A 23,262-nucleotide genomic window follows, 5' to 3' on the forward strand; every position below is an offset into this window, starting at 1 on the left:
ATTACTAAAAAACTATTATGCACGCATAATTTTAACTTAAAAAAAATGCATTCTTCTAAATTTTAACTGTTAAAATTTAATTCAGCTTAAAATTTACCTGCATTTTTTCTAATTCCTGCAATAACTCTGTCGAAATCCTGATCTTTAATCGTCGGCTCGGCATTGTTAATTTGGTTACAACCTTTATTTCCTCTACTTCTTTTACTTCCTGCATTTTAGTTTCGCTTAGTGCGACTTCGTTATCGTCATTTTCACTTTCATCAACAAAAACAGCATCTTCGGTTTCTTCAAACTCATTGGTTGTTTCTACCTCAACTAAACGCTTAATTTTTTCTAATTCCATGATTTCAAAAGTCACTGAATTATCTCCTTTATTATCATTAAATAAATGGCTTAGTTTATGGATAAATTCTGTTTGAAGATCTTTTATATTCAACAATACAACTAATTTCTTAGCAAAGGCTTCAAGTATGTCCTGCAGCTGTCTAATTTCAACAAACTGCATTCTTGGCTCTGATTTTTTACCTGTATCGTGATTTACCCATCCGTCTTTAATCAATATTTTCAGGAATGCAAAATTGTTCTGAATCAGGAAGTGACGGAACTTTAAATATTCTTCACCAAAAATCTTAAACTCAAAACTTTCATCATATCCTTCTAAATTAAATACTGCCCAGCCTTTTCCGTTCTTTGCTACACGATGTTGTACGTTATGAATGATGCCTGCAAAAGTCAGGTTTTTACCCACATATTCGTTCATACTCTTCAATGCTTCCAATCGTGCATTGCAGAAGTATTTCATTTCAAATCTAAAATCATCAAGAGGATGTCCGGAAAGATAAATTCCAACTACCTCTTTTTCTTTTGCCAGTTTTTCCATCGTGCTCCAGTCTTCACAAGGAGGGACAACCGGTTCTGCAATTTGCACTTCACTGGTTTCTCCAAACAAACTTACCTGCGATGAATTTTCGTTTTCCTGAAACTTCGATCCGTAACGCATCGCTTTTTCATAAAACGTAATTCCGTCGCCATCATCATGAAAATATTGTGCTCTGGTCGTTCCTTCAAACGAATCAAAACCTCCGGCAAGAGCCAGATTTTCAATTGCTTTTTTGTTAGCAGCACGCAAATCTATTCGCTTCGCCAAATCAAAAATCGATTTATATCTTCCGTCTTTTCTGTTTTCTACAATAGTTTCAACTGCTCCGGAACCAACACCTTTAATTGCCCCCATTCCAAAACGAACAGCATAATCATCGTTTACAGTAAATTTGTAATACGACTCATTTACATCTGGACCTAATACCTGCAAGCCCATACGTTTACATTCTTCCATAAAAAACGATACTTGTTTAATATCATTCATATTATTCGAAAGAACCGCTGCCATATATTCTGCAGGATAATGTGCTTTTAAATATGCCGTTTGATAAGCAATCCAGGCATAACAAGTTGAGTGTGATTTGTTGAAGGCGTAACTCGCAAAAGCTTCCCAGTCTTTCCAGATTTTCTCCAGAATTTTTGCATCATGACCTTTTTTTGCCGCTTGCTCGACAAACTTAGGTTTCATTTTATCAAGTACATCTTTTTGTTTCTTACCCATCGCTTTACGCAAAACGTCGGCCTCACCTTTTGTAAAGTCTGCCAGCGATTGCGACAAAAGCATTACCTGCTCCTGATAAACCGTAATTCCGTATGTTTCACCTAAATATTCCTCACAGGCATCTAAATCGTATTTGATTTCCTCTTCGCCGTTTTTTCTTCGAACGAAAGATGGAATATACTCCAAAGGTCCCGGACGGTACAAGGCATTCATGGCAATTAAATCTCCAAAAACCGTTGGCTTCAGATCTTTCATGTATTTCTGCATTCCGGGCGACTCGTATTGGAAGATTCCAACTGTTTCTCCTCTTTGGAAAAGCGCATAAGTCTCCACATCATCAATCGGAAAAGTATCCGGATCCAGATCAATTCCGGTTCTGTATTTTACCAGTTTTACGGTATCTTTTATCAGCGTAAGGGTCTTCAGACCCAAGAAGTCCATTTTTAGCAATCCTGCACTTTCTGCAACCGAGTTATCAAACTGTGTTACATATAAATCAGAATCTTTTGCTGTGGTTACGGGAACGAAATTCGTAATATCCGATGGCGTAATAATTACACCACAAGCGTGAATTCCCGTGTTTCGCATGGATCCCTCAAGAATTTTTGCCTGCTGAATTGTTTCTCCGGCCAAATCATCTTCATTGGCAATAGCGATTAATTCTTTTACGTTATCGAATTCATCAGATCGAAGGGCTTTTTTAACATCGTCTTCGTTTTCAGAAATAAAACGCGCCAAATTCCATTTTGAAGGCATCATTGCCGGAATCAGTTTTGCAATTCTATCGGCTTCAAATAAAGGCAAATCCAATACACGCGCCGTATCACGAATCGCCGATTTGGTTGCCATTTTACCATACGTAATAATTTGTGCAACCTGATTTTTACCGTATTTATTGATTACATAATCCATAACTCGGCCACGACCTTCATCATCAAAATCGATATCAATATCGGGCATCGATACACGATCCGGATTCAGGAAACGCTCAAAAAGCAAATCGTATTTAATCGGGTCAATGTTTGTAATTCCTAAACAATAGGCAACGGCAGAACCAGCCGCCGATCCACGTCCGGGTCCTACCGAAACATCCATATTTCTGGCCTCAGCAATAAAATCCTGAACGATCAGAAAGTAACCAGGATATCCGGAATTCGAAATCGTTAACAACTCAAAATCCAGACGTTCCTGAATAGATTCTGTGATTTCGCCATATCGTTTTTTCGCGCCCACCATGGTTAGGTGTCGCAGGTATTTATTTTCACCTCGAACACCTCCGTCAGCTTCATCTTCGGGAACAACAAATTCTTCCGGAATATCAAATTTTGGAAGCAATACATCACGATAAAGTGAATAACCTTCTACCTTATCTACAATCTCCTGAATATTGATAATGGCTTCCGGCAAATCGGCAAAGAGTTTTTTCATCTCTTCTTCCGACTTATAATAATATTCCTGATTTGGCAATCCGTAACGGTAACCACGACCACGGCCAATTGGCGTTGCTTGTTTTTCACCGTCTTTTACACACAATAAAATATCGTGTGCATTGGCATCTTCTTTATTTAAATAATAAGTATTATTTGTCGCAATTAATTTGACATTGTGTTTCTGAGCAAAATCAATCAGGGTTTTGTTTACACGATTTTCATCTTCCTGATTGTGTCGCATGACTTCCAGATAAAAGTCATCGCCAAATTGTTCTTTCCACCAAATCAAAGCTTCTTCGGCCTGGTTTTCACCGACATTCAGAATTTTACTCGGAATCTCGCCGTATAAATTCCCGGACAAAACCATGATGTCTTCCTTGTATTTTTCGATGATTTTTCGATCAATTCTTGGAACATAATAAAACCCCTCTGTAAATGCAATCGACGACATTTTTGCCAGATTATGATAACCGTTTTTGTTTTTGGCTAATAATACAACCTGATTTCCGTTGTCTTTTTTGCTTTTATCTAAGTGATTATCACAAACATTAAATTCACAGCCTACAATTGGTTTAATTTCGGTCTCCGTTGGTTCTTCTCCGGCTTCAACCAGGGCTTTGTTTTTACCCGAAGCTGCTTTGTTGTGGTTCATAACAGCACTTACAAAATGGAAAGCTCCCATCATGTTTCCGGTATCTGTCATGGCTACTGCCGGCATTTTGTTTTTGGCTGTAGCTGCAACAATATTCCCAATACCTATAGTCGACTGAAGAACCGAAAACTGCGTATGGTTGTGTAAATGCGCATATTTTGCAGCTTTAAAATCGGCTCTTTCAGAGTCTGAAACTGTAGTTTGTACCTCATCAACTTGTAAAGCTTTTATTTGCTCTCTGATTTTATCAGAAGCTGCTTTTAAATTGATGTGTTTTAACCCAATTAACGGAAATTCCTGTGGATTTCTCTCTTGAAATTCCTTAAAATATTCTTTTGGAACATCCAGTTCTTCTTTGGTAAAAACTTCTCTTCTAATTAACTCTAAGAAACAACGCGTCGTTGCCTCAACGTCGGCAGTTGCGTTGTGCGCTTCTGCAAAAGGTTTATCAAAAAGATAACTGTGTAATTCTGTTAAGGTTGGCAGTTTAAATTTTCCTCCACGACCTCCGGGAAGTTGTAATAACGAAGCGGTAACTTCGGTACAAGTATCTAATACCGGCATTGTACTCATTGGAGAATCAACACCCATTCTATGGAATTCGGCTCCCATAATATTAACGTCGAAACCTAAATTCTGACCAACGATAAATTTGGTTTTGCTTAAAGCGATATTGAATTTCTCCAAAACTTCGACCAACGTGATTCCATCGGCTTCAGCCAATTCAGTTGAAATTCCGTGAATACGTTCGGCATCATACGGAATATTAAATCCGTCAGGTTTTACCAAATAATCCTGATGTTCGATAAGCTGTCCCATTTCGTCATGCAGCTGCCAGGCGATCTGAATACAGCGAGGCCAGTTATCAGAATCGGTAATGGGAGCATCCCAGCGTTTTGGTAATCCGGTTGTTTCGGTATCGAATATTAAATACATAGAGTTAAAATACAAAAATTAAACTCCAAATTCCAAATTTTTTCCATATAAATAATTGATTATATGGAGGATATAAATTTGCCTTATAGAAAATGGAGGAAGTTCAAATTTACGTTTTTTTTAGGCTAATGAAAAACGAATTATCAACAAAAAGCATTAATCAAAATCATTATTAGAAACTGTTAAAAACCAATAAAAATGATAAAATTTCGGTTATTTGATGTTAAAAACTTCGATTATTCATTTTGGATACTCATTGGTCCAAAATGAACACTTTTAACCGCTGCTCTCGCCTGAACTTTGCTTCATCAAATTAAAACAAATTATTATGAAAACAATTTTTATCACAGGCGCTTCATCCGGATTAGGAAAAGCTACAGCAAAATTATTCCACAACCAAGGATGGAATGTAATCGCAACAATGAGAAATCCTGAAAAGGAAGAAGAACTTTCGGGTTTAAAAAACGTGACCTTATTATCATTAGATGTTACCAATTATGATCAGATACTAAGCACGGTTCAAAAAGCTATTGAATTGGGTGATATTGATGTTGTTTTTAACAACGCAGGTTATGGATTGATTGGTCCTTTGGAAAGTTTTAACGACGATCAGATTACCAAACAACTTAACACTAATTTGTTAGGGGTAATTCGTGTTACGAATGCTTTTATCCCGTATTTCAGAGAAAGAAAAAGCGGCTTGTTTATCTCAACTACTTCTATTGGCGGATTGATTTCTTTTCCGTTAGGATCTGTATATCACGCAACAAAATGGGGTCTTGAAGGCTGGAGCGAAAGTATGGCTTATGAATTGAATCCGTTTGGGGTAAACATAAAAACCGTTTCTCCTGGCGGTATTAAAACAGAATTTCTGCACGGCTCACTTGATTCTGGATCTAAACCAGAATATGAAGCAATGACAAACGCCTTGTTTGCAAATGTTGATACCATGTTTGAAATGGCATCGACTGCTGAACAAATTGCCGAAGTTGTTTTTGAAGCAGCAACGGATGGAAAAACCAAATTGAGATATGTCGCCGGAGAAGATGCCAAAGCGCTTTACCAACAAAGACTGGAACAAGGCGACGAAGTTTTTCGCACCGCTTTTGGCAAACAATTTTTGGGAGCATAATTTATACTGATACCGCTCAGGTTTTGACAATCTGTGCGGTATTCGTTTTTGATTTTTTATACCTTTATATCATGGAAAAGAAAAATAATAATCCGTCAAAACTTTCTTCTATATCGCAGTTTCATAGTTTATTTAATCTGCCAAAACCACTACATCCAATGATTAGTCTGGTGGATAATACCAAACTGGTTATAAATGCTGAGTTGACAAATAATGCCTTTTTGCTTGATTTCTATAAAATATCCTATAAATATTCGACCAATGGAAAAATGGGATACGGCCAGAGTTATTATGACTTTAATGAAGGCGGATTAATGTTTACATCGCCCAATCAATTGATTTTTACCGATAATGAAGAAGGAGCCGAATATTTCGGATTTACACTGTTTTTTCATCCCGACTTTATTAGAAATTATCCTTTAGGGAAAAACATCAAAAAATACGGTTTCTTCTCCTATGATACCAATGAAGCATTGCATCTTTCTGACACAGAAAAAACAACTATTATAGGATTATTAACAAGCATTGATAACGAACTTCATACCGCAATAGACGAAATGAGCCAGGATGTTATTGTTTCGTATATTGATGTTTTGCTTAATTACAGCAATCGCTTTTACAAACGTCAATTCATTACCCGAAAAACAATCAGCAGTGATTTATTACTTAAAGTAGAAGAGACTCTCGATAATTATTTCAATAATGCCGAAACCTTAAAAAACGGATTACCAACAGTCGATTTTTTGGCTTCACAAATTAATGTTTCTACGCATTACCTTAGCGACATGCTTCGCAATTTAACCGGACAAAATGCACAGCAGCACATTCATTCAAAACTAATTGAAAAATCTAAGGACTTTCTGATTTCCACCAATCTTTCAGTGGCAGAAATAGCCTATCAATTGGGTTTCGAATATCCTCAATCGTTCAGTAAATTATTTAAAAAGAAAACCAGCCTGACACCTTTAGAATTTAAAAATTCACTGAACTAATCTTCAAAATTATCCTAAAAACATTCTCGTCAAAAACATAGTTTTTATTTTAAAAAACATAAAATTTCATAAAAATACACTTCTTGGATGTCGTAGTATTTAGACATTTTATTGAGTCTAAATAGTGGCTTAAAAAACAGCTTAAAAGCGTTCATAATCCATAAAAGCATCCATTTCAAAAAGAAATCAAAAATAACAATTATTACTATTTTTATTCATTTTGTTACATATTTTCAAATTAATTATTATATTTTATAGTGATTATAAGATAAATTTGCAAACTATTAAAACAAAGAGCAATTAAACAAAATTAAAGCTAAAAAAGAAAATCAAAATCAATTTCTAAATCATTTTTCTGCCAAAATTTAATACACAAAAGCCTATTCGCAATTTGTATTTTGCTTTGGGTATCGTATATAATGAAATATTGAAATTGACGCATTTGTATCTTTTTTTACTTTTGTTTTGCTATTTAATAAACAGGAATTGCTGTGATTATAGAAATTACAATTAAAAAAAATAAAAATGAGTAAGACATTATTTGACAAAGTATGGGATTCACATGTAGTGCGTAAAATTGAAGATGGACCAGATGTGTTTTTTATTGACCGCCATTTCATTCACGAAGTTACGAGTCCTGTTGCTTTTTTAGGATTAAAAGCCAGAGGCGTTAAGGTTCTTTACCCTGAGCGTACTTTTGCAACTGCAGATCACAATACACCAACCATAAACCAACATTTACCAGTTGAAGATGCATTATCTGCAAATCAGCTTAAAGCGCTTGAAGACAATGCTGCCGAATACGGAATTTCGCACTGGGGATTAGGTCACATTAAAAATGGAATTGTACACGTAGTTGGTCCTGAAAACGGAATTACTTTGCCAGGTGCTACTATTGTATGTGGAGATTCTCACACGTCTACTCACGGAGCTTTTGGAGCGATTGCTTTTGGTATCGGAACTTCTGAGGTGGAAATGGTTCTTTCTACGCAATGTATTATGCAGCCAAAACCAAAGAAAATGCGTATTAACGTAAACGGTCAATTAAGCAAAGGTGTTGGTCCAAAAGACGTTGCACTTTATATTATTGCACAATTAACTACTTCTGGAGGAACCGGATATTTTGTTGAATACGCCGGAGATGTTTTCGAAAACATGTCTATGGAAGGCCGTATGACGGTTTGTAACTTAAGTATCGAAATGGGTGCCCGTGGTGGAATGATTGCACCTGACCAAAAAACTTTTGATTTCCTTGAAGGAAGACTTTACGCTCCAAAAGGCGAAGCATGGACGAAAGCAGTTGAATATTGGAAAACTTTAAAAACGGATGCTGATGCTGTTTTTGATGCTGAATTAAACATCAACGCTTCAGATATTGAACCAATGATTACTTATGGTACTAACCCAGGAATGGGAATTGGTATCTCAAAACATATTCCTAACGCCAACCAGGTTGAAGGCGGTGAGGAAACTTACAAAAAATCGCTTGCTTATATGGGCTTCCATGAAGATGATGTGATGATTGGAAAACCAATTGATTATGTTTTCTTGGGAAGTTGTACAAACGGCCGTATTGAAGATTTCAGGGCTTTCGCCGAAATTGTAAAAGGAAGAAAAAAAGCAGATAATGTTACCGCTTGGTTAGTTCCGGGTTCTCACGTTGTTGAAGCTCAGATTAAAGAAGAAGGTATTTTAGATATTTTGACAGAAGCTGGGTTCGTATTACGTCAACCGGGTTGTTCTGCTTGTTTGGCTATGAATGATGATAAAGTTCCTGCTGGAAAATATGCAGTAAGTACATCAAACAGAAACTTTGAAGGTCGTCAGGGTCCAGGTTCAAGAACGCTTTTAGCAAGCCCAATTATGGCTGCGGCTGCGGCTGTTACAGGAAAATTGACAGATCCGCGCGAGTTATTTTAGATTGGAGATTTTAGATTTTAGATTTCTTGTTGCGAGTGATCTTCATCTAAATTTCTTCAAATAAAAATTCATTTACATTATTTAATACAAAAATTTTAGCGGTTAGGAATTCATCTCAGAGAGAAAAATCTAAAATCTAAAATCTAAAAATCTAAAATTAAAATGGCATACGATAAATTTAATATACTTACCAGCAGCGCAGTGCCGTTGCCAATTGAGAACGTAGATACAGATCAAATCATCCCGGCACGTTTCTTAAAAGCTACAAAACGTGAAGGTTTTGGAGATAATCTTTTTAGAGACTGGAGATATAACGGAGATGATACTCCAAAAGCTGATTTCGTTTTAAACGATTCAACTTATAGCGGAAAAATCCTGGTTGGAGGAAAAAACTTTGGTTCAGGATCTTCTAGAGAACATGCTGCATGGGCAGTTTACGATTACGGTTTTAGAGCCGTAGTTTCTAGTTTCTTTGCTGATATCTTTAAAGGAAACTGTCTAAATATCGGTGTTTTGCCAGTTCAGGTTAGTCCGGAATTTGCTGATACTATTTTTAAAGCAATAGAAGCTGATCCTAAAACAGAATTAGAAATCAACTTGCCAAACCAAACCATTACTTTATTGGCAACTGGTCAATCAGAATCTTTTGCGATTAACGGATACAAAAAGAACAACATGATTAATGGCTTTGATGACATTGATTATCTACAAAATATTAAAGAAGATATTGTGGCTTTCGCCGATAAACTTCCTTACTAAAAAATCAGGTTCAGTCCTATGAGACCCGACAGGTTTTTGAAATCTGTCGGGTCTTTATAAGTTAAACCAAAGCAACACAACTAAAATTACTTCTAAAGAAATTTAGAATATCAATATGGAAAAAAGAAAAATTGAAATAATGGATACGACGCTCCGTGATGGTGAACAAACCTCGGGAGTATCTTTTTCTGCTGCAGAAAAACTGACCATTGCACAATTGTTGTTGGAAGAATTAAATATTGATAGAATCGAAATTGCATCTGCCCGCGTGAGCGAAGGCGAATTTCAGGCCGTAAAAGGCATTACATCCTGGGCAACCGAGAGAGGCTATATTAATCGTATTGAGGTGCTTTCGTTTGTAGACGGAGGTGTTTCTATAGACTGGATGAAAAAAGCCGGAGCAAAAGTGCAGAATTTGTTGACCAAAGGTTCAATGAATCACTTAACGCATCAATTAAAAAAAACTCCGGAACAGCACTTTTCTGAAATTGCCCAAATCATTGCTTTAGCAAAAGAAAATGATATTGAAACCAATGTTTATCTGGAAGACTGGAGCAACGGAATGCGAAATTCTCCTGAATATGTTTTTCAATTTCTGGATTTTTTAGCAACACAACCCGTTAAAAGAATTTTACTTCCGGATACTTTGGGGGTTTTAATTCCGTCTCAAACATTTGAATTTATTTCAAAAATAAGAGCAAAATATCCACAGATTCATTTTGATTTTCACGCTCATAACGATTACGATTTAAGTATCGCCAATGTTATGGAAGCCATAAAAGCCGGCATAAACGGACTTCATGTAACCGTAAACGGAATGGGAGAAAGAGCTGGAAATGCACCGCTCGAAAGTACGGTTGCCGTTATAAATGATTATTTACCAGAGGTAAGTATAAACATCAAAGAAACTTCTCTTTATACGGTAAGCAAATTGGTAGAAACTTTTACAGGCTATAGAATTCCTGCAAACAAACCAATTGTTGGCGATAATGTTTTTACGCAAACTGCCGGAATTCATGCCGATGGTGACAATAAAAATAATTTATATTTTAATGATTTGCTTCCGGAACGCTTTGGAAGAAAAAGAAAATATGCTCTCGGAAAAACTTCTGGCAAAGCCAATATCGAAAAAAATCTTCAGGAATTAGGATTAAAATTAAATCAGGAAGATTTAAAATTGGTTACGCAAAGAATAATTGAGCTTGGCGACAAAAAAGAAACGGTAACAAAAGAAGACCTTCCATACATTATTTCAGATGTTTTGGACAGTCATACTTATCAGGATAAAATTACAATTGAATCTTACGTATTAATGCATTCAAAAGGAATGCGTCCGTCTACAACTTTGCTGCTAAAAATTGATGATGAGATTATCGAAGAAAGTGCTCAGGGCGACGGTCAGTTTGATGCTTTTATGAATGCTTTGTCTAAAATTTACAAAAGCAAGAAATTAACGCTTCCAAAATTAATTGATTATGCAGTAAGAATTCCGCCCGGAAGTAGCTCTGACGCCTTATGCGAAACGATTATAACCTGGACAAACAACGGAAAAGAATTTAAAACCAGAGGATTAGATTCTGATCAAACCGTTGCCGCAATTATTGCAACTCAAAAGATGCTGAATGTAATTGCTTGATAAAGTTACAAAGGTTCAAAGCAACAAAGGCACAAAGTAAAAACCTTTGCCTCTTTGAACCTTTGTAACTTTGAACCTAAAATAAATAACCTAACATATAAAAAATGAAATTTAATATAGCCCTTTTAGCAGGAGACGGAATTGGTCCTGAGGTAATTAATGAAGCCGTAAAAGTATCTGACGCTATTGCCAAAAAATTCAATCACGAAATAACATGGACACCAGCTTTAACAGGAGCTTGTGCAATCGACGCAGTTGGAGTTCCTTATCCTGATGAAACTCATGAAGTTTGTATGAAAGCCGATGCAGTTTTGTTTGGAGCAATTGGACATCCAAAATACGATAACGATCCAAGTGCGCCAGTTCGCCCGGAGCAGGGATTATTGTTAATGCGTAAAAAATTAGGGTTATTTGCTAATGTTCGTCCTACTTTTACTTTTCCTTCTTTAATTGATAATTCTCCTTTAAAAAGAGAAAGAATTGAAGGAACTGATTTGGTTTTCTTAAGAGAATTAACAGGCGGAATTTACTTTGGAGAAAAAGGAAGAAGAGACGGCGGAGAAACTGCTTTTGACAATTGTGTTTACACAAGAGCCGAAGTGCAGCGCTTGGCTAAAAAAGGTTTTGAATTAGCTATGACAAGAAGCAAAAAATTGTGTTGCGTTGATAAAGCAAACGTTTTGGAAACTTCACGTTTATGGAGAGAAACAGTTCAGGCAATGGAAAAAGATTACCCTGAAGTTACTGTTTCATATGAATTTGTTGATGCCGTAGCCATGCGTTTGGTTCAATGGCCAAACTCTTATGATGTATTGATTACTGAAAATTTATTTGGAGATATTTTAACTGATGAAGCTTCTGTAATTTCGGGTTCAATGGGATTAATGCCTTCTGCGTCTGTTGGAGAACACACTTCATTATACGAACCAATCCACGGATCTTATCCTCAAGCTACAGGATTAAATATTGCTAACCCTTTAGCGACTATTTTATCTGCAGCAATGATGTTCGAAGATGCTTTTGGTTTAAAAGACGAAGCCGAAGCGATAAGAGCAGTTGTAAATAAATCACTAGAACAAGGAATTGTTACAGAAGATTTAGCACCAAAAGGATCAAAAGCTTACAAAACCAGCGAAGTTGGAGATTGGCTTGTAGCAAACTTATAATTAATTTGTTTCAGGTTTTATTTTGTTTCAGGTTTCAGGTTATTGGAACGTGAAACAAAATAAACTTGAAACTTGAAACAAATTTCACCGCATAAAAAAAGGGATCAACTTTCGTTGATCCCTTTTATATATTTAGAAAAAAATATTAATATCCTCCTCTGTTACCACCACGGTCATTTCCACCACGGCTGTTTCCTCCACCATAACCTCCGCGTGAATCTCCACCACGACTGTTATTGTTGAAGCTTCTTCTTTCACCTTCAGGTTTCGGTTCAGATTTATTAACCACAATTGCACGACCTTGAACAGTAGCTCCGTTCAATTCATCAATTGCTTTTTGAGCTTCAGCATCGTTTGGCATCTCAACAAAACCAAAACCTTTGCTTCTTCCTGTAAATTTATCAGTAATGATCTTAACTGAATCTACTGCTCCGTAAGCCTCGAAAGACTCTCTTAAATCTGCTTCCTCAATACTGAATGGAAGACTTCCAACAAAAATGTTCATATGTACTTATTTATAATAATGTAGCAAATGTAGTCTTATTTTTCTCTAATCTACTATATATTAGTTTATTTATGTTTTTATTTTGATTTTAAAAAGCAGAATTCAATAAAAATGGCTACTGATTATTAAAATGTTAATTAGCATTGAAATTAGAACTAACAGAAACAGGCACTTTATAAAAAACCCCTTCAGAAAAATTGATCTGTGTTTTTTCAGTGTTTTCGGCATTAGTATTTACTGCGGTAAATTTAAATGTTCCTGAAATAGTGTTGTTTTCAGTATTATACTCAGTAATCACAATCTGGCCATTTCCTATATTAGTACCTGTGGTAAACTCTTCTGTTTGTGTTGAAAGAGTATTAGAATAAGATGCTTTGGAAATATCATTTTTGCCAAGAGTATAGGTTTGCGGTGATAGAGAATTAGTTTGCAATGTTACTTTTTCAAATCCTAAATATCCTTCTATAATTAAATTACCTGTCGTTGTTGTATATGCTTTATAATCTTGGGCTCTCCAAAAAACATTGTCTTTTAAGGTTTGAAATGCCGGATTATTGAATTTCACATCTTCGGTACAAGAGATGATCATAAAAATTAATGAAAACAAATAAAGGTACTTTTTCATAGAAATGAATTTATAAGACAAAAATATTGCATTGGATATAAATATTTTAAAAACCTCATTAAATACAACAAAAAATTAAGGAAATTTACTTTAACATATTTAATACTCTTTCGAACGCACAATTCAGAAAAAAATTATATCTTTGCGCCCTTAATTAACAGAGGTCGAGTACCTCAAAATTTAATCATACGATTATGTCAGTAAAAATTAGATTACAAAGACACGGTAAAAAAGGAAAACCTTTTTACTGGGTTGTAGCTGCAGATGCACGCTCAAAAAGAGATGGTAAATACTTAGAGAAAATCGGTACTTACAATCCAAACACTAACCCGGCAACTATCGACTTAAACCTTGATAGTGCAGTTAAATGGTTACACAATGGTGCACAACCAACTGATACTGCAAGAGCAATTCTTTCTTACAAAGGTGCTTTATTGAAACACCACCTTGATGGAGGTATCCGTAAAGGTGCTTTAACTCAAGAGCAAGCTGATGCTAAATTATCTGCTTGGTTAGATGCTAAAGCTGGAAAAGTTGATGCTAAAAAAGACGGTTTAACAAAAGCGCAAGCTGATGCTAAAGCTAAAGCTTTTAAAGCAGAGCAAGAAGTTAATGCTAAACGTTTAGCTGCTGCAGCTCAGGCTGAAGCTGATGCTATCGCTGCTGAAACTCCTGCAGTTGAAGAAGAAGTTGCTGAAGTTGAAGCAGAAGCTACAACTGAAGAAGCTCCTGCTGCTGAAGAAAATAACGAAACAACTGAAGCATAATTTTAGCTAGCGAGAATGCGTAAAGAAGAATGTTTTTATTTAGGTAAAATCGCTAAAAAATTTAGTTTCAAAGGTGAAGTTCTGGCTTATTTAGACACGGACGAACCTGAGTTATACGAAAATCTGGAATCAGTGTTTATTGAATGCAATAAACATCTGGTTCCTTTTTTTATTGAAAAAAGTTCATTGCATAAGAACGACTTTCTAAGAATTCGTTTTGAAGACATGAATACAGAAGAAGATGCAGATGCCATTATGGGAAATGCTATTTATCTTCCTTTAAGTATGTTGCCAAAACTTTCCGGCAACAAATTTTATTTCCACGAAGTTATTGGTTTCGAAATTGAAGACCAGCGTTTAGGCGTTTTTGGAAAAATTGCTGCCGTAAACGATACTACAGCCCAACCTCTTTTTGAAGTTTTAAATGGCGAGGTCGAAATGCTAATTCCGATGATTGATCATTTTCTTGTAAAAATTGATCGTGAGAACAAAAAAGTAATCATGAACTTGCCTGAAGGGCTTGTTGAAATGTACCTTTAATAAGAAATTCCAAATTTTTAAATTCCAAATTCCAACCTTGAAAGGAAAATTTTATTTTCAATTAAAATGAAAGAAAAAACTTTCAAAATATAAAGTATTCAAACTATCTTTGAATTCTATATATTGGAATTTATACTATGACTAAACCTTACGATTTAGAGGAAAGAACTTTTTTATTTGCAAAAGAGTGTCGAGCATACATTAGAACTTTATCTAAAACAACATCAAATATTGAAGATGGAAAACAATTAATAAGATCTTCCGGCTCTATTGGGGCGAACTATATTGAAGCGAACGAAAAGCTCGGAGACAAAGATTTAATATTTAGACTTAAAATATCCCGAAAAGAAGCCAAAGAATCCAAATTTTGGCTACGATTACTTCATGAATTAAATCCAGACCAAAAAACACTTTCAGATTCCTTATTATTTGAAGTAGAAGAATTACGAAAAATTTTATCTGTAATAATCACTAAAACTTCAAAATAATTATTGAGATTTTAATCTTACTTTTGCAATTCAAAAACACATAGTTTTACTCCTTTTGCAATTGGAATTTGGAATTTCTTTTTTTGGAATTTTGCCTTTTCAGAGTTGGAATTTGGAATTTAAAAAATTGGAATTTAATATTATGTTTTCATTCAAGCAATTTTCTATCGAACAAGACAAAACCGCTATGAAAGTCGGAACAGATGGTGTTTTACTAGGTTCTTGGGCTCCAATTCATCATAATCCGTTTAGTATTTTAGATATTGGTGCCGGAACCGGAATAATTGCTTTAATGCTTGCTCAGCGTACTTCTGCTGAACAAATTGATGCTCTTGAAATTGATGAAGAAGCTTACGAACAAGCCGTTGATAATTTTGAAAACTCGCCTTGGGGAGATCGTTTATTTTGTTTTCATGCCGGTCTGGACGAATTTATCGAAGAACCGGAAGATGAATATGATTTGATTGTTTCAAATCCTCCTTTTTATGCCGAAGATTACAAAACCGAAAACGAGCAACGCGATTTGGCACGTTTTCAAGACGCAATGCCTTTTGAAGAACTAATTGAAGCTGCTGATTTATTACTTTCTGAAAACGGAATTTTTGCTTTAATCATTCCATTCAAAGAAGAAAAAAACTTTATTGCCTTAGCCAAAGAATCTGAATTATACCCGAGTAAAATTACCCGCGTAAAAGGAACTCCAACTTCTGAAATCAAACGTAGTTTATTGGCTTTTAGTCGAAATGAAACTTCAGAAATTGAAATCGACGAATTAATTATCGAAATCAGCAGGCATGTTTATACTCCGGAGTATATTGAATTGACTAAGGATTTTTATTTGAAGATGTAAAGCAATTTTTTCAAAGTTCAAAACTTTAAAAAAGATTAATTGTAATCTATCTATTATTTACCATTTTTAGCGAAAAATAGTGCTCTATCCAAAACTTCATCTTTACCATTTTGAATTCCTAAAATAGTAGGTTTTACTTCAATATCCGGAACAATCCCAATTCGTTGTGTTTCTTTTTTATTTGGATAAAAAACGCCATAACAAGTAAATGAGGTAGAAAATCCTTTAATGATAGGAAATCTATAATTTCCTCCATCGGCACCACCGGTCTGACTTCCTATTAAAGTTACATTAGGAGCTGTTTTTAAACTCATAGCTGTGAATTCAGCATGGCTAACGGCTTTTTCATCTATTAAAACAATAACTTTCCCTTTATAATAATCCGGATTATTTTTTCCGCATGCCTCCCCTTCATTTCTCCAAAAGTATCGTCCCGGATAGCTAACATCGGGATCAAGAAATCTGGCGAACTTTTTTTGTTGAGGATTTAGCCAGTCTGAAATTGCAAACATGACATCATGGGGACTTGTTCTATCATCAAAAATAACTGCATTTGTATTTTTAAGTTCTGCTATTAAATTTGGAACATCTTCTGCATCAAGAGCATCAAAATCAACATATCCAATATTACCTTCCAAAATTTTCCACTTCTCTTTTTGTGGAAACTGAATTTTTAAATCCTGGTATTTATAACGATTTACAGCTTTTACCTGTGTTTTTCCATCTCTGACAAATTCAATTTCGAAAGAAGGTGATTTTCCATTAAAAATGGCCCAGTAAGCGTTTTTCAATATTGAAGGATTATTTGATCCTTCAATATATTTCCAATTTTCTTTTAGAATCTCACCAATTGTTTTTCCTTCAACTTTTGTAATTACATCACCAATTCTTATATCACTGATTTTTGCCAATGAGTCATTTTTCAGATCAACAACAATCGCCTTTTCATCAATAATTTTAACATCTGCGGGAATAAATTTATCTCCAAAATATTCAAATAATTGAGGCATTTGTGTTGAAGCATGAGTGTCATTCAGCTTTATAGAAATTTCACGCATCGCTAAGACAAAATCTTTTTCAGATTCAGGGGCAAAAAATCTGGGCAGCATTTCAACTAATACCTTATCCCAATTTTCATCCATTTGATATTTGTAAGGAAAAAAATATTCTATATAATTCCAATATCTAAATAGTGCCAAAAGACGTAAATTTTTATCGGTCCATTTAAAATCAGTATATTTTACTTCATTATTAAACTGTAAAGGCATTCCGCCATTATGAACAAAATCTACATAATACTGTTTACCTTGAATTCTGTTTTCTTCTATAAATTTTAATTTTTTAGAAAGTGATTTAGAAAACAAATCATTTTTGTTTATCCACGACAAATCAAAGTTTTTGTCAAAATACTCTCTTTTTGAATTTATTACTTCATATATTTTCACTTCCCCTAATGAAGCAATCCAATTCTCTATCACTAAAGAAAATGCTTCTGCAGAGTTTGCTTCTTCTACTTTGGGTAAAATCTGAAACAATTGATCATCCCAATTTTTACTTCCGTCAGCAACATTTGGATGATAATATTTTAGAAATCCCCAAATTTTTGCAGTTGTAGCTAATTTTTGAGTTTCGCTGACAGGCTTTGAAAAGGAATATTGGCATAATAGAAAAAAAACAATCAATAGAATCTTTTTCATATGAAAAATTGGTTTGGTTAGTCAATAGTTTGGGGAAATAATTCTACACCTGCTCGAAAATACTTTTAAACTGATACAGTATTCTTTCGAGTAATCGTAAATCTTCTGTTACAATTTCTGCACTTCCTTTCATTTCTTGTTGAAACACAATTTGTTTCTTATAAGAGGTTTTTAATCCGTTTGGAAGAGCAACATCTAATAATAAATTTCCGTCTTTATCCGGAACCAGCGAAATATTCTGAATTTTTCCGTACAATACACCAAATTCTCTATCTGGAAAATTTGCCAGACGAATATTTACTTTCTGCCCTACTTTTATTTTTCCTGAATTCAAAGCTGGAGCTTTTACTTTTCCGACAAAACCATTTTTAGCGTCGGGAATTATCGAAAACACATTATCACCCGTATTTATCGTTTGATTTTCTGTCCAAACCTGCAAAAAAGTAACAACACCGCTAACCGATGATTTCAAGGTATAATTAAGTTCCCAGTCTTTTATTACTTTTTTGAGCTGATAGAAAGACTGCGCCATACCGCGTTCCAGATTAACTTCTTCTTTAGTGCTGTTTATGTGAGAACTCTGGCTCGATTTTGTATTATCAATCAAAGCAGATCTTAATTGAGAAATAGACGTTAAAAGGCTCTTGTAACTCTTTTGAGCCTGCAGATAACCTAATTTTTTGGCCTCCATTTCCTGTGCCGAAATAATTCCTTTATTGAATAAAGTTTCAAAACGGGCAATTTCATTTTTTTGAAGCTGCAACTCGCTTTCATTTAATATTTTTTGCTGCTGCAGAATATCCAATCTTTCTTTTATCTGAATTTTTTCAGAAATCTGCGCTCTGTTCTCTACTTCATACGGATGCAAACTTTCATTTAATTGCTGCGCCTGATAATCTTTCTGAAAAACGGCATAAGCACTTTCAATTTCTCCTAACTGTGTGTTTTTTAGTAAAGCAAATGGAAATTCTTTTTTTGGATCGTTGATATTATATTCATCAACTATTTTTTTCAATAAAAACACATTTTTATAATTGGCTGTATTTTCGATAATGGCAAGTGTTGTGTTTTTTTCTACTATCGATTTATCTTTAACCAAAATCGCTTCAATACGTCCTGATGTTTTTGAAACTATCTTTTCTGGCGGAATATTGGTTGTAATTACAATTTCGGTATTTACAACATCCGGATATTTAATAAACCAGGACACAAAAAACAACATGAAAAGTATCACGAATATCAAAACTGTTCCCCAACGTATCATCCAATGTGGTACTTTGGTGAGAATGTCCTGAACCTCTTCACTTCTTAATTCAAATGTATCTTCTGCCATGATTAATTTCCTAATTGCAATTGATTTCTAACCAACTCAAAATAATTTCCTTTTTGTTCTACTAAAGCCGAATGTGAGCCAATTTCAATAATTTTTCCTTTGTCTAAAACCACAATTTGATCGGCGTTCATAACTGTACTTAATCGATGTGCGATCACAACTACGGTTTTATCTTTAAAGAAAATATCAAGTTTTCGCATAATTTCTCTTTCATTATTGGCATCCAAAGCCGAAGTTGCTTCATCAAAAAACAAAATTTCAGGGTTTTTATAAACGGCTCTGGCTATCAATAATCGCTGTTTTTGTCCGGTACTCATTCCTAAACCTTCAGAACCAATTTTTGTGTTATAACCTAGTGGTAAACCGCTTACATATTCTTTTATATTGGCTACGTCTGCGGCATAAACCAATCGTTCTTTATCAACTTTATCTACTCCAATGGCAATATTATTGGCAATGGTATCACTAAAAATAAAACCTTCCTGCATTACGGCCCCAATATTAGATCGCCATGCTTTTTGAGAAATATTTTTTAATTGTGTGTTTCCAATATTGACTTCCCCTGTATTAGGCTCATAAAATTTGAGTAATAATTTCATGAGTGTTGTTTTTCCGCTTCCGCTAACGCCAACTATTGCGGTGACTTTATTGGCCGGGATTACCAAACTTAAATTCTCCAGTACCGGAATATCAGATCCTAAATATCGGAACGAAAGGTTTTTTATATCAATATCAGCATCATAAGGAACATCATTTGTTTGATTTGTTTCTTGTTGTATTTCATCTTCCTTTTCATGGATTTCAGATAATCTCGCTAGTGATATTTTGGCATCCTGAAGTTCTCTGACAAATTCAATAAGCTGCGTAATTGGCCCGTTTAAACTTCCAACAATCGAGCTGATGGCCAGCATCATCCCAAGAGTAATTGAACCATCGATAACTAATTTTGCAGATAAAAAAATGATGAAAATATTTTTCAATTCATTGATCACAGAAGATCCAATGGTTTGTGTTTGTTCTAAAACCAATCCTTTAATCGAAACCCTGAAAAGTCTTGCCTGTACATACTCCCACCCCCAACGTTTTTGTTTTTCGGCATTGTGCAGCTTAATTTCCTGCATTCCGTTAATAAGTTCCATTACTTTGCTTTGCTCTTGAGAAACTTCGGCAAAACGTTTATAATCCAGCACTTCTCTCCTTTTTAAGAATAAAGTAATCCATCCAAAATAAAGAATACTTCCGGCAAAAAACACAAAGAAAATCTGGAGATTAAAGTAAGCCAAAACACCTCCCATTACAAACATATTAATTACAGAGAATAATACATTTAAGGATGATGTCGTCAGAATTCGTTCAATTCGTCGATGATCATTGATACGCTGCATGATATCGCCCGTCATACGTACATCGAAAAATGAGATTGGAAGATTCATCAGTTTAATGAAAAAATCCGATATTAATGAAATGTTTATTCGGGTAGAAAGGTGGAGTAAAATCCAGCTTCTAATGAGTTCTAAACCTGTTCTTCCGGCAAAAAGAAATAACTGCGCAAAAAGGATCAAATAAATAAAATGAATATTCTGGTTTTGTATCCCAATATCAACAATACTTTGGGTTAAAAACGGAAAAATAAGCTGTAATAAACTGCTGGCCAATAAACCGATACTTAATTGCACCAAAAATGATTTGTAGCGCAAAACATATTGTGCCAATAATCCAAACCCTAACCCTTTATTTTCTTCTTTATCAAATTCTGATTGAAAAAACTTTGGAGTTGCTTCCACCAGTAATGCGATTCCTTCCTGAGTTGATTCATCTGCATTATTTCCTATCCAAAATTTAAGGAAGTCTTTTTCATTATATTCTATCAATCCAAAACCCGGATCAGAAACATAATATTTCCCTTTTTTAATTTTATAAAGAACCACATAATGGTTTTTATTCCAATGCAAAATACAAGGCAATGGGGCTTCTTCCAGCCTTTTTACATTTAGTTTTACTCCCAAAGTTCTAAAACCAATTTTCTCGGCAGCATCGCTCAGAAAAAGCAAATTACTTCCTTCACGAGTTGTTTCGCTACTATCGCGTAACTCCTGAATATGGATTGTTTTGCCGTAATGCTTTGCTATTATTTTTAGACATGTAGGGCCACAATCTTTATAATCTGCTTGTTTGTAATTGGTGAATTTTTTCAATTATAAATTTGGTTTATTTAAAGCAATATTATACAAAAATTCTTAAAAAAAGAAAAATAATGATCTGAAATGTATTAAATCACAATTTCAATTTTAATCAAATTTACTAATTTCAAAAAAAATATAATTATTTATATATCAGAATATTACATGAATAAAAAACAAAAAAACCTTGTTAACTAAATAACAAAGTTTTTATTTTTACTCTTAAAATATTTATTGTTTTAAATATTTATGATTCTAATGGGCAATTGTGGTCAATAACACCTCCACAGCCTTCACCTTCTGTAGCTATCCCTGCAAAAGTACCATCAGGACAATAACAAGCTATGGGACCACCTCCTCCTGTTATACTTTTTTGTTCATTTTTACTTAAAACTTCAACACCTTTTAAATCTTTTAGGTTTTTCATAATTAGGTTTTTTTGATTTTGATTAGTACTTCAATCCTTTTAAGACAGTTGAAGTTTCTGTCTGTTTTTCTACAGATTAATTTATCTCAAAAAAAAACAGAGAGAAATAATCCTCTCTGTTCTTTATCTAAAAAAGTGTAAAATTTAAGTAATACAATTTTCTCTAGGATATGGCACTGGTTAGCCCTAACCAATTAAAACCAACTCAGTGGCCACCTTTCCTGAGAATCCCGACACCAATCATCAATGTGGGGATATTTGCTCAATGTTCCACGATCGAGCGCCTACAAATTAAAAAAAACATGACTAAATTCTAATAAGGCTTTATCGTTATTACTTGTTTATTGTTATTGTTTAAGAAAACTAGCAACAAAGTCTGTTTGATTCGCAAATACCTGACTCCATATCCAAAGGACAATTTTCGCCAACCGACATTAGTAAACATCCTGCTTCAATTGCATAAACCCAGCATTCCGGAATTCCTCCCTTCATTGATTTTTGCTCCATTTTGGTTATTTTTTGAGCACTTTCCAAGTTTAAAATTTTCTTTAACATGATTTTATTTTAAATTATTCTATTCCCGGAGGCGCTGGTGGCAAAGGAAAAGGGTAACCACAATTTCCGGTGCTGCCTTCTGTTATCCCAGGGACTGATCCATTTGGACATAATGAATAGCAATATGCATTAACATTTTTATTTCCAATGTAACAAAAGCAGGCACAATTAGCTGGCTGAACAGGTAATCCTCCAAAAATGTTCTTTTGCTCTATTGTACTTAACCTTTGAACTCCTTCCAGATTTATAATATTTTTTAACATAACACTATAGTTTATATTATTATCATTAATTACGATCCACATGGTGGTCCAAAAACATTACAAACTCCGCCTGTCCAATTTATCTCAAGAGGAAAATAAGCTCGACATTCAACATAAGTCTTTAAACCTACAGAATTCCATGCATCACATTGTAAGTTGTTATTAGGCTCTGAACCTCCTTTAATCGATTTTTTTTCTCCAGTAGTTAATTCCTGAACGCCAACTAAGCTTAAAAGTCTTTTCTTCATGATTAAAGGTTATTAGATTCGTTAAATTTTTTTATTATTTTAACAAGCAGTAGTACCAATTGGTACACAAAGCCAAAAAGAAGGCACCGTTCCAAACTCTGTACATCTTTTTGCTACAAAACCTTCTTCGCAAACAGGTGCATTACCACCAGTAATTGATTTTTGCTCATTAGCACTTAATTCTTTAGCTCCTTTAAGGTTTAAAATGTTTTTTAGCATGATATTTAGGTTTTTATTGTTACTTGTTTTTTGTTTAACCTCAAATGATTCTTTAATCTATACCTCCACAGCAACATCCTCCGCTAGTAGCATTAGGAAAATCTGCGGGGCAGGCAGTATTGCCTTTTCGAACACAAATTCCAGCAAAAATTGCATCAGCACATTCTTTTGTTATTCCACCATTAATACTTTTTTGCTCCATTTTTGTAAGCTCATAAGCTCCTTCTAGTTTTAAAATCTTTTTTAGCATAACAATAGTTTTTTGTTTGGATAAATATCTTCAATCAGTTTTAAGACATTTGAAGCTCTGTCTATCCATGCCAATGGATATTGTTAGGG

The 23,262-nt window shown here is 34.5% G+C and carries 22 protein-coding genes; 10 read left to right on the forward strand and 12 right to left on the reverse strand.

What is annotated here, in order from left to right; all coding sequences use genetic code 11:
* Positions 1–76: 76 nt before the first annotated feature.
* Entirely contained in the window at positions 77–4,621 is a 4,545-nt protein-coding gene (gene dnaE / locus AC4FQ3_RS08680; RefSeq protein WP_491181600.1) for a DNA polymerase III subunit alpha, read from the reverse strand.
* 328 nt (positions 4,622–4,949) lie between these two features.
* Between dnaE and AC4FQ3_RS08685 the strand changes: the two genes are divergently transcribed.
* The 6 genes from AC4FQ3_RS08685 (at position 4,950) to leuB (ending at position 12,226) form a co-directional block, all read left to right on the forward strand.
* Positions 4,950–5,753 (forward strand): SDR family oxidoreductase, encoded by an 804-nt coding sequence (locus AC4FQ3_RS08685; RefSeq protein WP_491181601.1) that lies wholly within the window; start codon positions 4,950–4,952, stop codon positions 5,751–5,753.
* Positions 5,754–5,824: 71 nt separating this feature from the next.
* Positions 5,825–6,745, forward strand: a complete 921-nt coding sequence (locus tag AC4FQ3_RS08690) for a helix-turn-helix domain-containing protein (protein WP_491181602.1) — start codon at positions 5,825–5,827, stop codon at positions 6,743–6,745.
* Between the two features lie 525 nt (positions 6,746–7,270).
* On the forward strand, positions 7,271–8,665 hold the full coding sequence (gene leuC, locus AC4FQ3_RS08695; RefSeq protein ID WP_042563317.1) for a 3-isopropylmalate dehydratase large subunit: 1,395 nt from the start codon (positions 7,271–7,273) through the stop codon (positions 8,663–8,665).
* 162 nt (positions 8,666–8,827) lie between these two features.
* Positions 8,828–9,424, forward strand: coding sequence for a 3-isopropylmalate dehydratase small subunit (gene leuD, locus AC4FQ3_RS08700; protein WP_026982656.1), 597 nt, complete (start codon positions 8,828–8,830; stop codon positions 9,422–9,424).
* A gap of 115 nt (positions 9,425–9,539) precedes the next feature.
* On the forward strand, positions 9,540–11,060 hold the full coding sequence (locus AC4FQ3_RS08705) for a hydroxymethylglutaryl-CoA lyase-like TIM-barrel protein (protein ID WP_491181603.1): 1,521 nt from the start codon (positions 9,540–9,542) through the stop codon (positions 11,058–11,060).
* Between the two features lie 104 nt (positions 11,061–11,164).
* On the forward strand, positions 11,165–12,226 hold the full coding sequence (gene leuB, locus AC4FQ3_RS08710; RefSeq protein ID WP_073394652.1) for a 3-isopropylmalate dehydrogenase: 1,062 nt from the start codon (positions 11,165–11,167) through the stop codon (positions 12,224–12,226).
* A gap of 145 nt (positions 12,227–12,371) precedes the next feature.
* Here the strand turns inward: leuB and rbp are convergent, their stop codons facing one another.
* Complete coding sequence (gene rbp, locus AC4FQ3_RS08715; RefSeq protein WP_026982652.1) at positions 12,372–12,731, reverse strand: RNA-binding regulator; 360 nt, start codon at positions 12,729–12,731, stop codon at positions 12,372–12,374.
* Between the two features lie 133 nt (positions 12,732–12,864).
* Positions 12,865–13,356, reverse strand: coding sequence for a DUF6252 domain-containing protein (locus AC4FQ3_RS08720; protein ID WP_491181604.1), 492 nt, complete (start codon positions 13,354–13,356; stop codon positions 12,865–12,867).
* Positions 13,357–13,550: 194 nt separating this feature from the next.
* Here AC4FQ3_RS08720 and AC4FQ3_RS08725 point away from each other — a divergent pair, with 194 nt between their 5' ends.
* The 4 genes from AC4FQ3_RS08725 to AC4FQ3_RS08740 all read left to right on the forward strand — a co-directional run bounded on the left by AC4FQ3_RS08725 (position 13,551) and on the right by AC4FQ3_RS08740 (position 16,001).
* Complete coding sequence (locus AC4FQ3_RS08725) at positions 13,551–14,123, forward strand: 30S ribosomal protein S16 (protein ID WP_042563312.1); 573 nt, start codon at positions 13,551–13,553, stop codon at positions 14,121–14,123.
* A 15-nt stretch (positions 14,124–14,138) separates the two neighbouring features.
* Positions 14,139–14,663, forward strand: coding sequence for a ribosome maturation factor RimM (gene rimM / locus AC4FQ3_RS08730; protein ID WP_042563311.1), 525 nt, complete (start codon positions 14,139–14,141; stop codon positions 14,661–14,663).
* 137 nt (positions 14,664–14,800) lie between these two features.
* Positions 14,801–15,151 (forward strand): four helix bundle protein, encoded by a 351-nt coding sequence (locus tag AC4FQ3_RS08735; protein WP_491181605.1) that lies wholly within the window; start codon positions 14,801–14,803, stop codon positions 15,149–15,151.
* 142 nt (positions 15,152–15,293) lie between these two features.
* Positions 15,294–16,001, forward strand: a complete 708-nt coding sequence (locus AC4FQ3_RS08740) for a tRNA1(Val) (adenine(37)-N6)-methyltransferase (RefSeq protein ID WP_491181606.1) — start codon at positions 15,294–15,296, stop codon at positions 15,999–16,001.
* Between the two features lie 53 nt (positions 16,002–16,054).
* Here the strand turns inward: AC4FQ3_RS08740 and AC4FQ3_RS08745 are convergent, their stop codons facing one another.
* The 9 genes from AC4FQ3_RS08745 to AC4FQ3_RS08785 all read right to left on the reverse strand — a co-directional run bounded on the left by AC4FQ3_RS08745 (position 16,055) and on the right by AC4FQ3_RS08785 (position 23,173).
* Positions 16,055–17,698 carry a S41 family peptidase gene (locus tag AC4FQ3_RS08745; protein ID WP_491181607.1) on the reverse strand — a complete coding sequence of 548 codons (1,644 nt, stop codon included), beginning with the start codon at positions 17,696–17,698 and terminating at the stop codon, positions 16,055–16,057.
* Between the two features lie 43 nt (positions 17,699–17,741).
* The gene (locus AC4FQ3_RS08750; protein WP_463459148.1) at positions 17,742–19,031 is read right to left on the reverse strand and encodes an HlyD family secretion protein; all 1,290 of its coding nucleotides are present in this window, start codon (positions 19,029–19,031) and stop codon (positions 17,742–17,744) included.
* 2 nt (positions 19,032–19,033) lie between these two features.
* On the reverse strand, positions 19,034–21,226 hold the full coding sequence (locus AC4FQ3_RS08755) for a peptidase domain-containing ABC transporter (protein ID WP_491181608.1): 2,193 nt from the start codon (positions 21,224–21,226) through the stop codon (positions 19,034–19,036).
* A gap of 232 nt (positions 21,227–21,458) precedes the next feature.
* The gene (locus AC4FQ3_RS08760; RefSeq protein ID WP_042563306.1) at positions 21,459–21,638 is read right to left on the reverse strand and encodes a hypothetical protein; all 180 of its coding nucleotides are present in this window, start codon (positions 21,636–21,638) and stop codon (positions 21,459–21,461) included.
* A gap of 363 nt (positions 21,639–22,001) precedes the next feature.
* Positions 22,002–22,193, reverse strand: a complete 192-nt coding sequence (locus AC4FQ3_RS08765; protein ID WP_042563305.1) for a hypothetical protein — start codon at positions 22,191–22,193, stop codon at positions 22,002–22,004.
* Positions 22,194–22,207: 14 nt separating this feature from the next.
* The gene (locus AC4FQ3_RS08770; protein ID WP_131494893.1) at positions 22,208–22,456 is read right to left on the reverse strand and encodes a hypothetical protein; all 249 of its coding nucleotides are present in this window, start codon (positions 22,454–22,456) and stop codon (positions 22,208–22,210) included.
* 29 nt (positions 22,457–22,485) lie between these two features.
* Positions 22,486–22,704, reverse strand: a complete 219-nt coding sequence (locus tag AC4FQ3_RS08775) for a hypothetical protein (protein WP_042563303.1) — start codon at positions 22,702–22,704, stop codon at positions 22,486–22,488.
* 39 nt (positions 22,705–22,743) lie between these two features.
* Complete coding sequence (locus AC4FQ3_RS08780; protein ID WP_042563302.1) at positions 22,744–22,923, reverse strand: hypothetical protein; 180 nt, start codon at positions 22,921–22,923, stop codon at positions 22,744–22,746.
* Between the two features lie 52 nt (positions 22,924–22,975).
* Complete coding sequence (locus AC4FQ3_RS08785) at positions 22,976–23,173, reverse strand: hypothetical protein (protein WP_042563301.1); 198 nt, start codon at positions 23,171–23,173, stop codon at positions 22,976–22,978.
* Positions 23,174–23,262 lie beyond the last annotated feature (89 nt).

It is taken from the genome of Flavobacterium sp. AK-345 (assembly GCF_058310175.1).

Coding starts and splice junctions, on each gene's coding strand:
- leuB (WP_073394652.1), top strand. CDS start 11,165: ATGAAATTTAATATAGCCCTTTTAGCAGGAGACGGAATTGGTCCTGAG.
- AC4FQ3_RS08780 (WP_042563302.1), bottom strand. CDS start 22,923: ATGCTAAAAAACATTTTAAACCTTAAAGGAGCTAAAGAATTAAGTGCT.
- AC4FQ3_RS08765 (WP_042563305.1), bottom strand. CDS start 22,193: ATGTTAAAGAAAATTTTAAACTTGGAAAGTGCTCAAAAAATAACCAAA.
- AC4FQ3_RS08750 (WP_463459148.1), bottom strand. CDS start 19,031: ATGGCAGAAGATACATTTGAATTAAGAAGTGAAGAGGTTCAGGACATT.
- AC4FQ3_RS08725 (WP_042563312.1), top strand. CDS start 13,551: ATGTCAGTAAAAATTAGATTACAAAGACACGGTAAAAAAGGAAAACCT.
- AC4FQ3_RS08705 (WP_491181603.1), top strand. CDS start 9,540: ATGGAAAAAAGAAAAATTGAAATAATGGATACGACGCTCCGTGATGGT.
- AC4FQ3_RS08735 (WP_491181605.1), top strand. CDS start 14,801: ATGACTAAACCTTACGATTTAGAGGAAAGAACTTTTTTATTTGCAAAA.
- AC4FQ3_RS08720 (WP_491181604.1), bottom strand. CDS start 13,356: ATGAAAAAGTACCTTTATTTGTTTTCATTAATTTTTATGATCATCTCT.
- AC4FQ3_RS08690 (WP_491181602.1), top strand. CDS start 5,825: ATGGAAAAGAAAAATAATAATCCGTCAAAACTTTCTTCTATATCGCAG.
- AC4FQ3_RS08685 (WP_491181601.1), top strand. CDS start 4,950: ATGAAAACAATTTTTATCACAGGCGCTTCATCCGGATTAGGAAAAGCT.
- AC4FQ3_RS08785 (WP_042563301.1), bottom strand. CDS start 23,173: ATGCTAAAAAAGATTTTAAAACTAGAAGGAGCTTATGAGCTTACAAAA.
- AC4FQ3_RS08745 (WP_491181607.1), bottom strand. CDS start 17,698: ATGAAAAAGATTCTATTGATTGTTTTTTTTCTATTATGCCAATATTCC.
- AC4FQ3_RS08760 (WP_042563306.1), bottom strand. CDS start 21,638: ATGAAAAACCTAAAAGATTTAAAAGGTGTTGAAGTTTTAAGTAAAAAT.
- rimM (WP_042563311.1), top strand. CDS start 14,139: ATGCGTAAAGAAGAATGTTTTTATTTAGGTAAAATCGCTAAAAAATTT.
- AC4FQ3_RS08740 (WP_491181606.1), top strand. CDS start 15,294: ATGTTTTCATTCAAGCAATTTTCTATCGAACAAGACAAAACCGCTATG.
- rbp (WP_026982652.1), bottom strand. CDS start 12,731: ATGAACATTTTTGTTGGAAGTCTTCCATTCAGTATTGAGGAAGCAGAT.
- AC4FQ3_RS08770 (WP_131494893.1), bottom strand. CDS start 22,456: ATGTTAAAAAATATTATAAATCTGGAAGGAGTTCAAAGGTTAAGTACA.
- AC4FQ3_RS08775 (WP_042563303.1), bottom strand. CDS start 22,704: ATGAAGAAAAGACTTTTAAGCTTAGTTGGCGTTCAGGAATTAACTACT.
- leuD (WP_026982656.1), top strand. CDS start 8,828: ATGGCATACGATAAATTTAATATACTTACCAGCAGCGCAGTGCCGTTG.
- leuC (WP_042563317.1), top strand. CDS start 7,271: ATGAGTAAGACATTATTTGACAAAGTATGGGATTCACATGTAGTGCGT.
- dnaE (WP_491181600.1), bottom strand. CDS start 4,621: ATGTATTTAATATTCGATACCGAAACAACCGGATTACCAAAACGCTGG.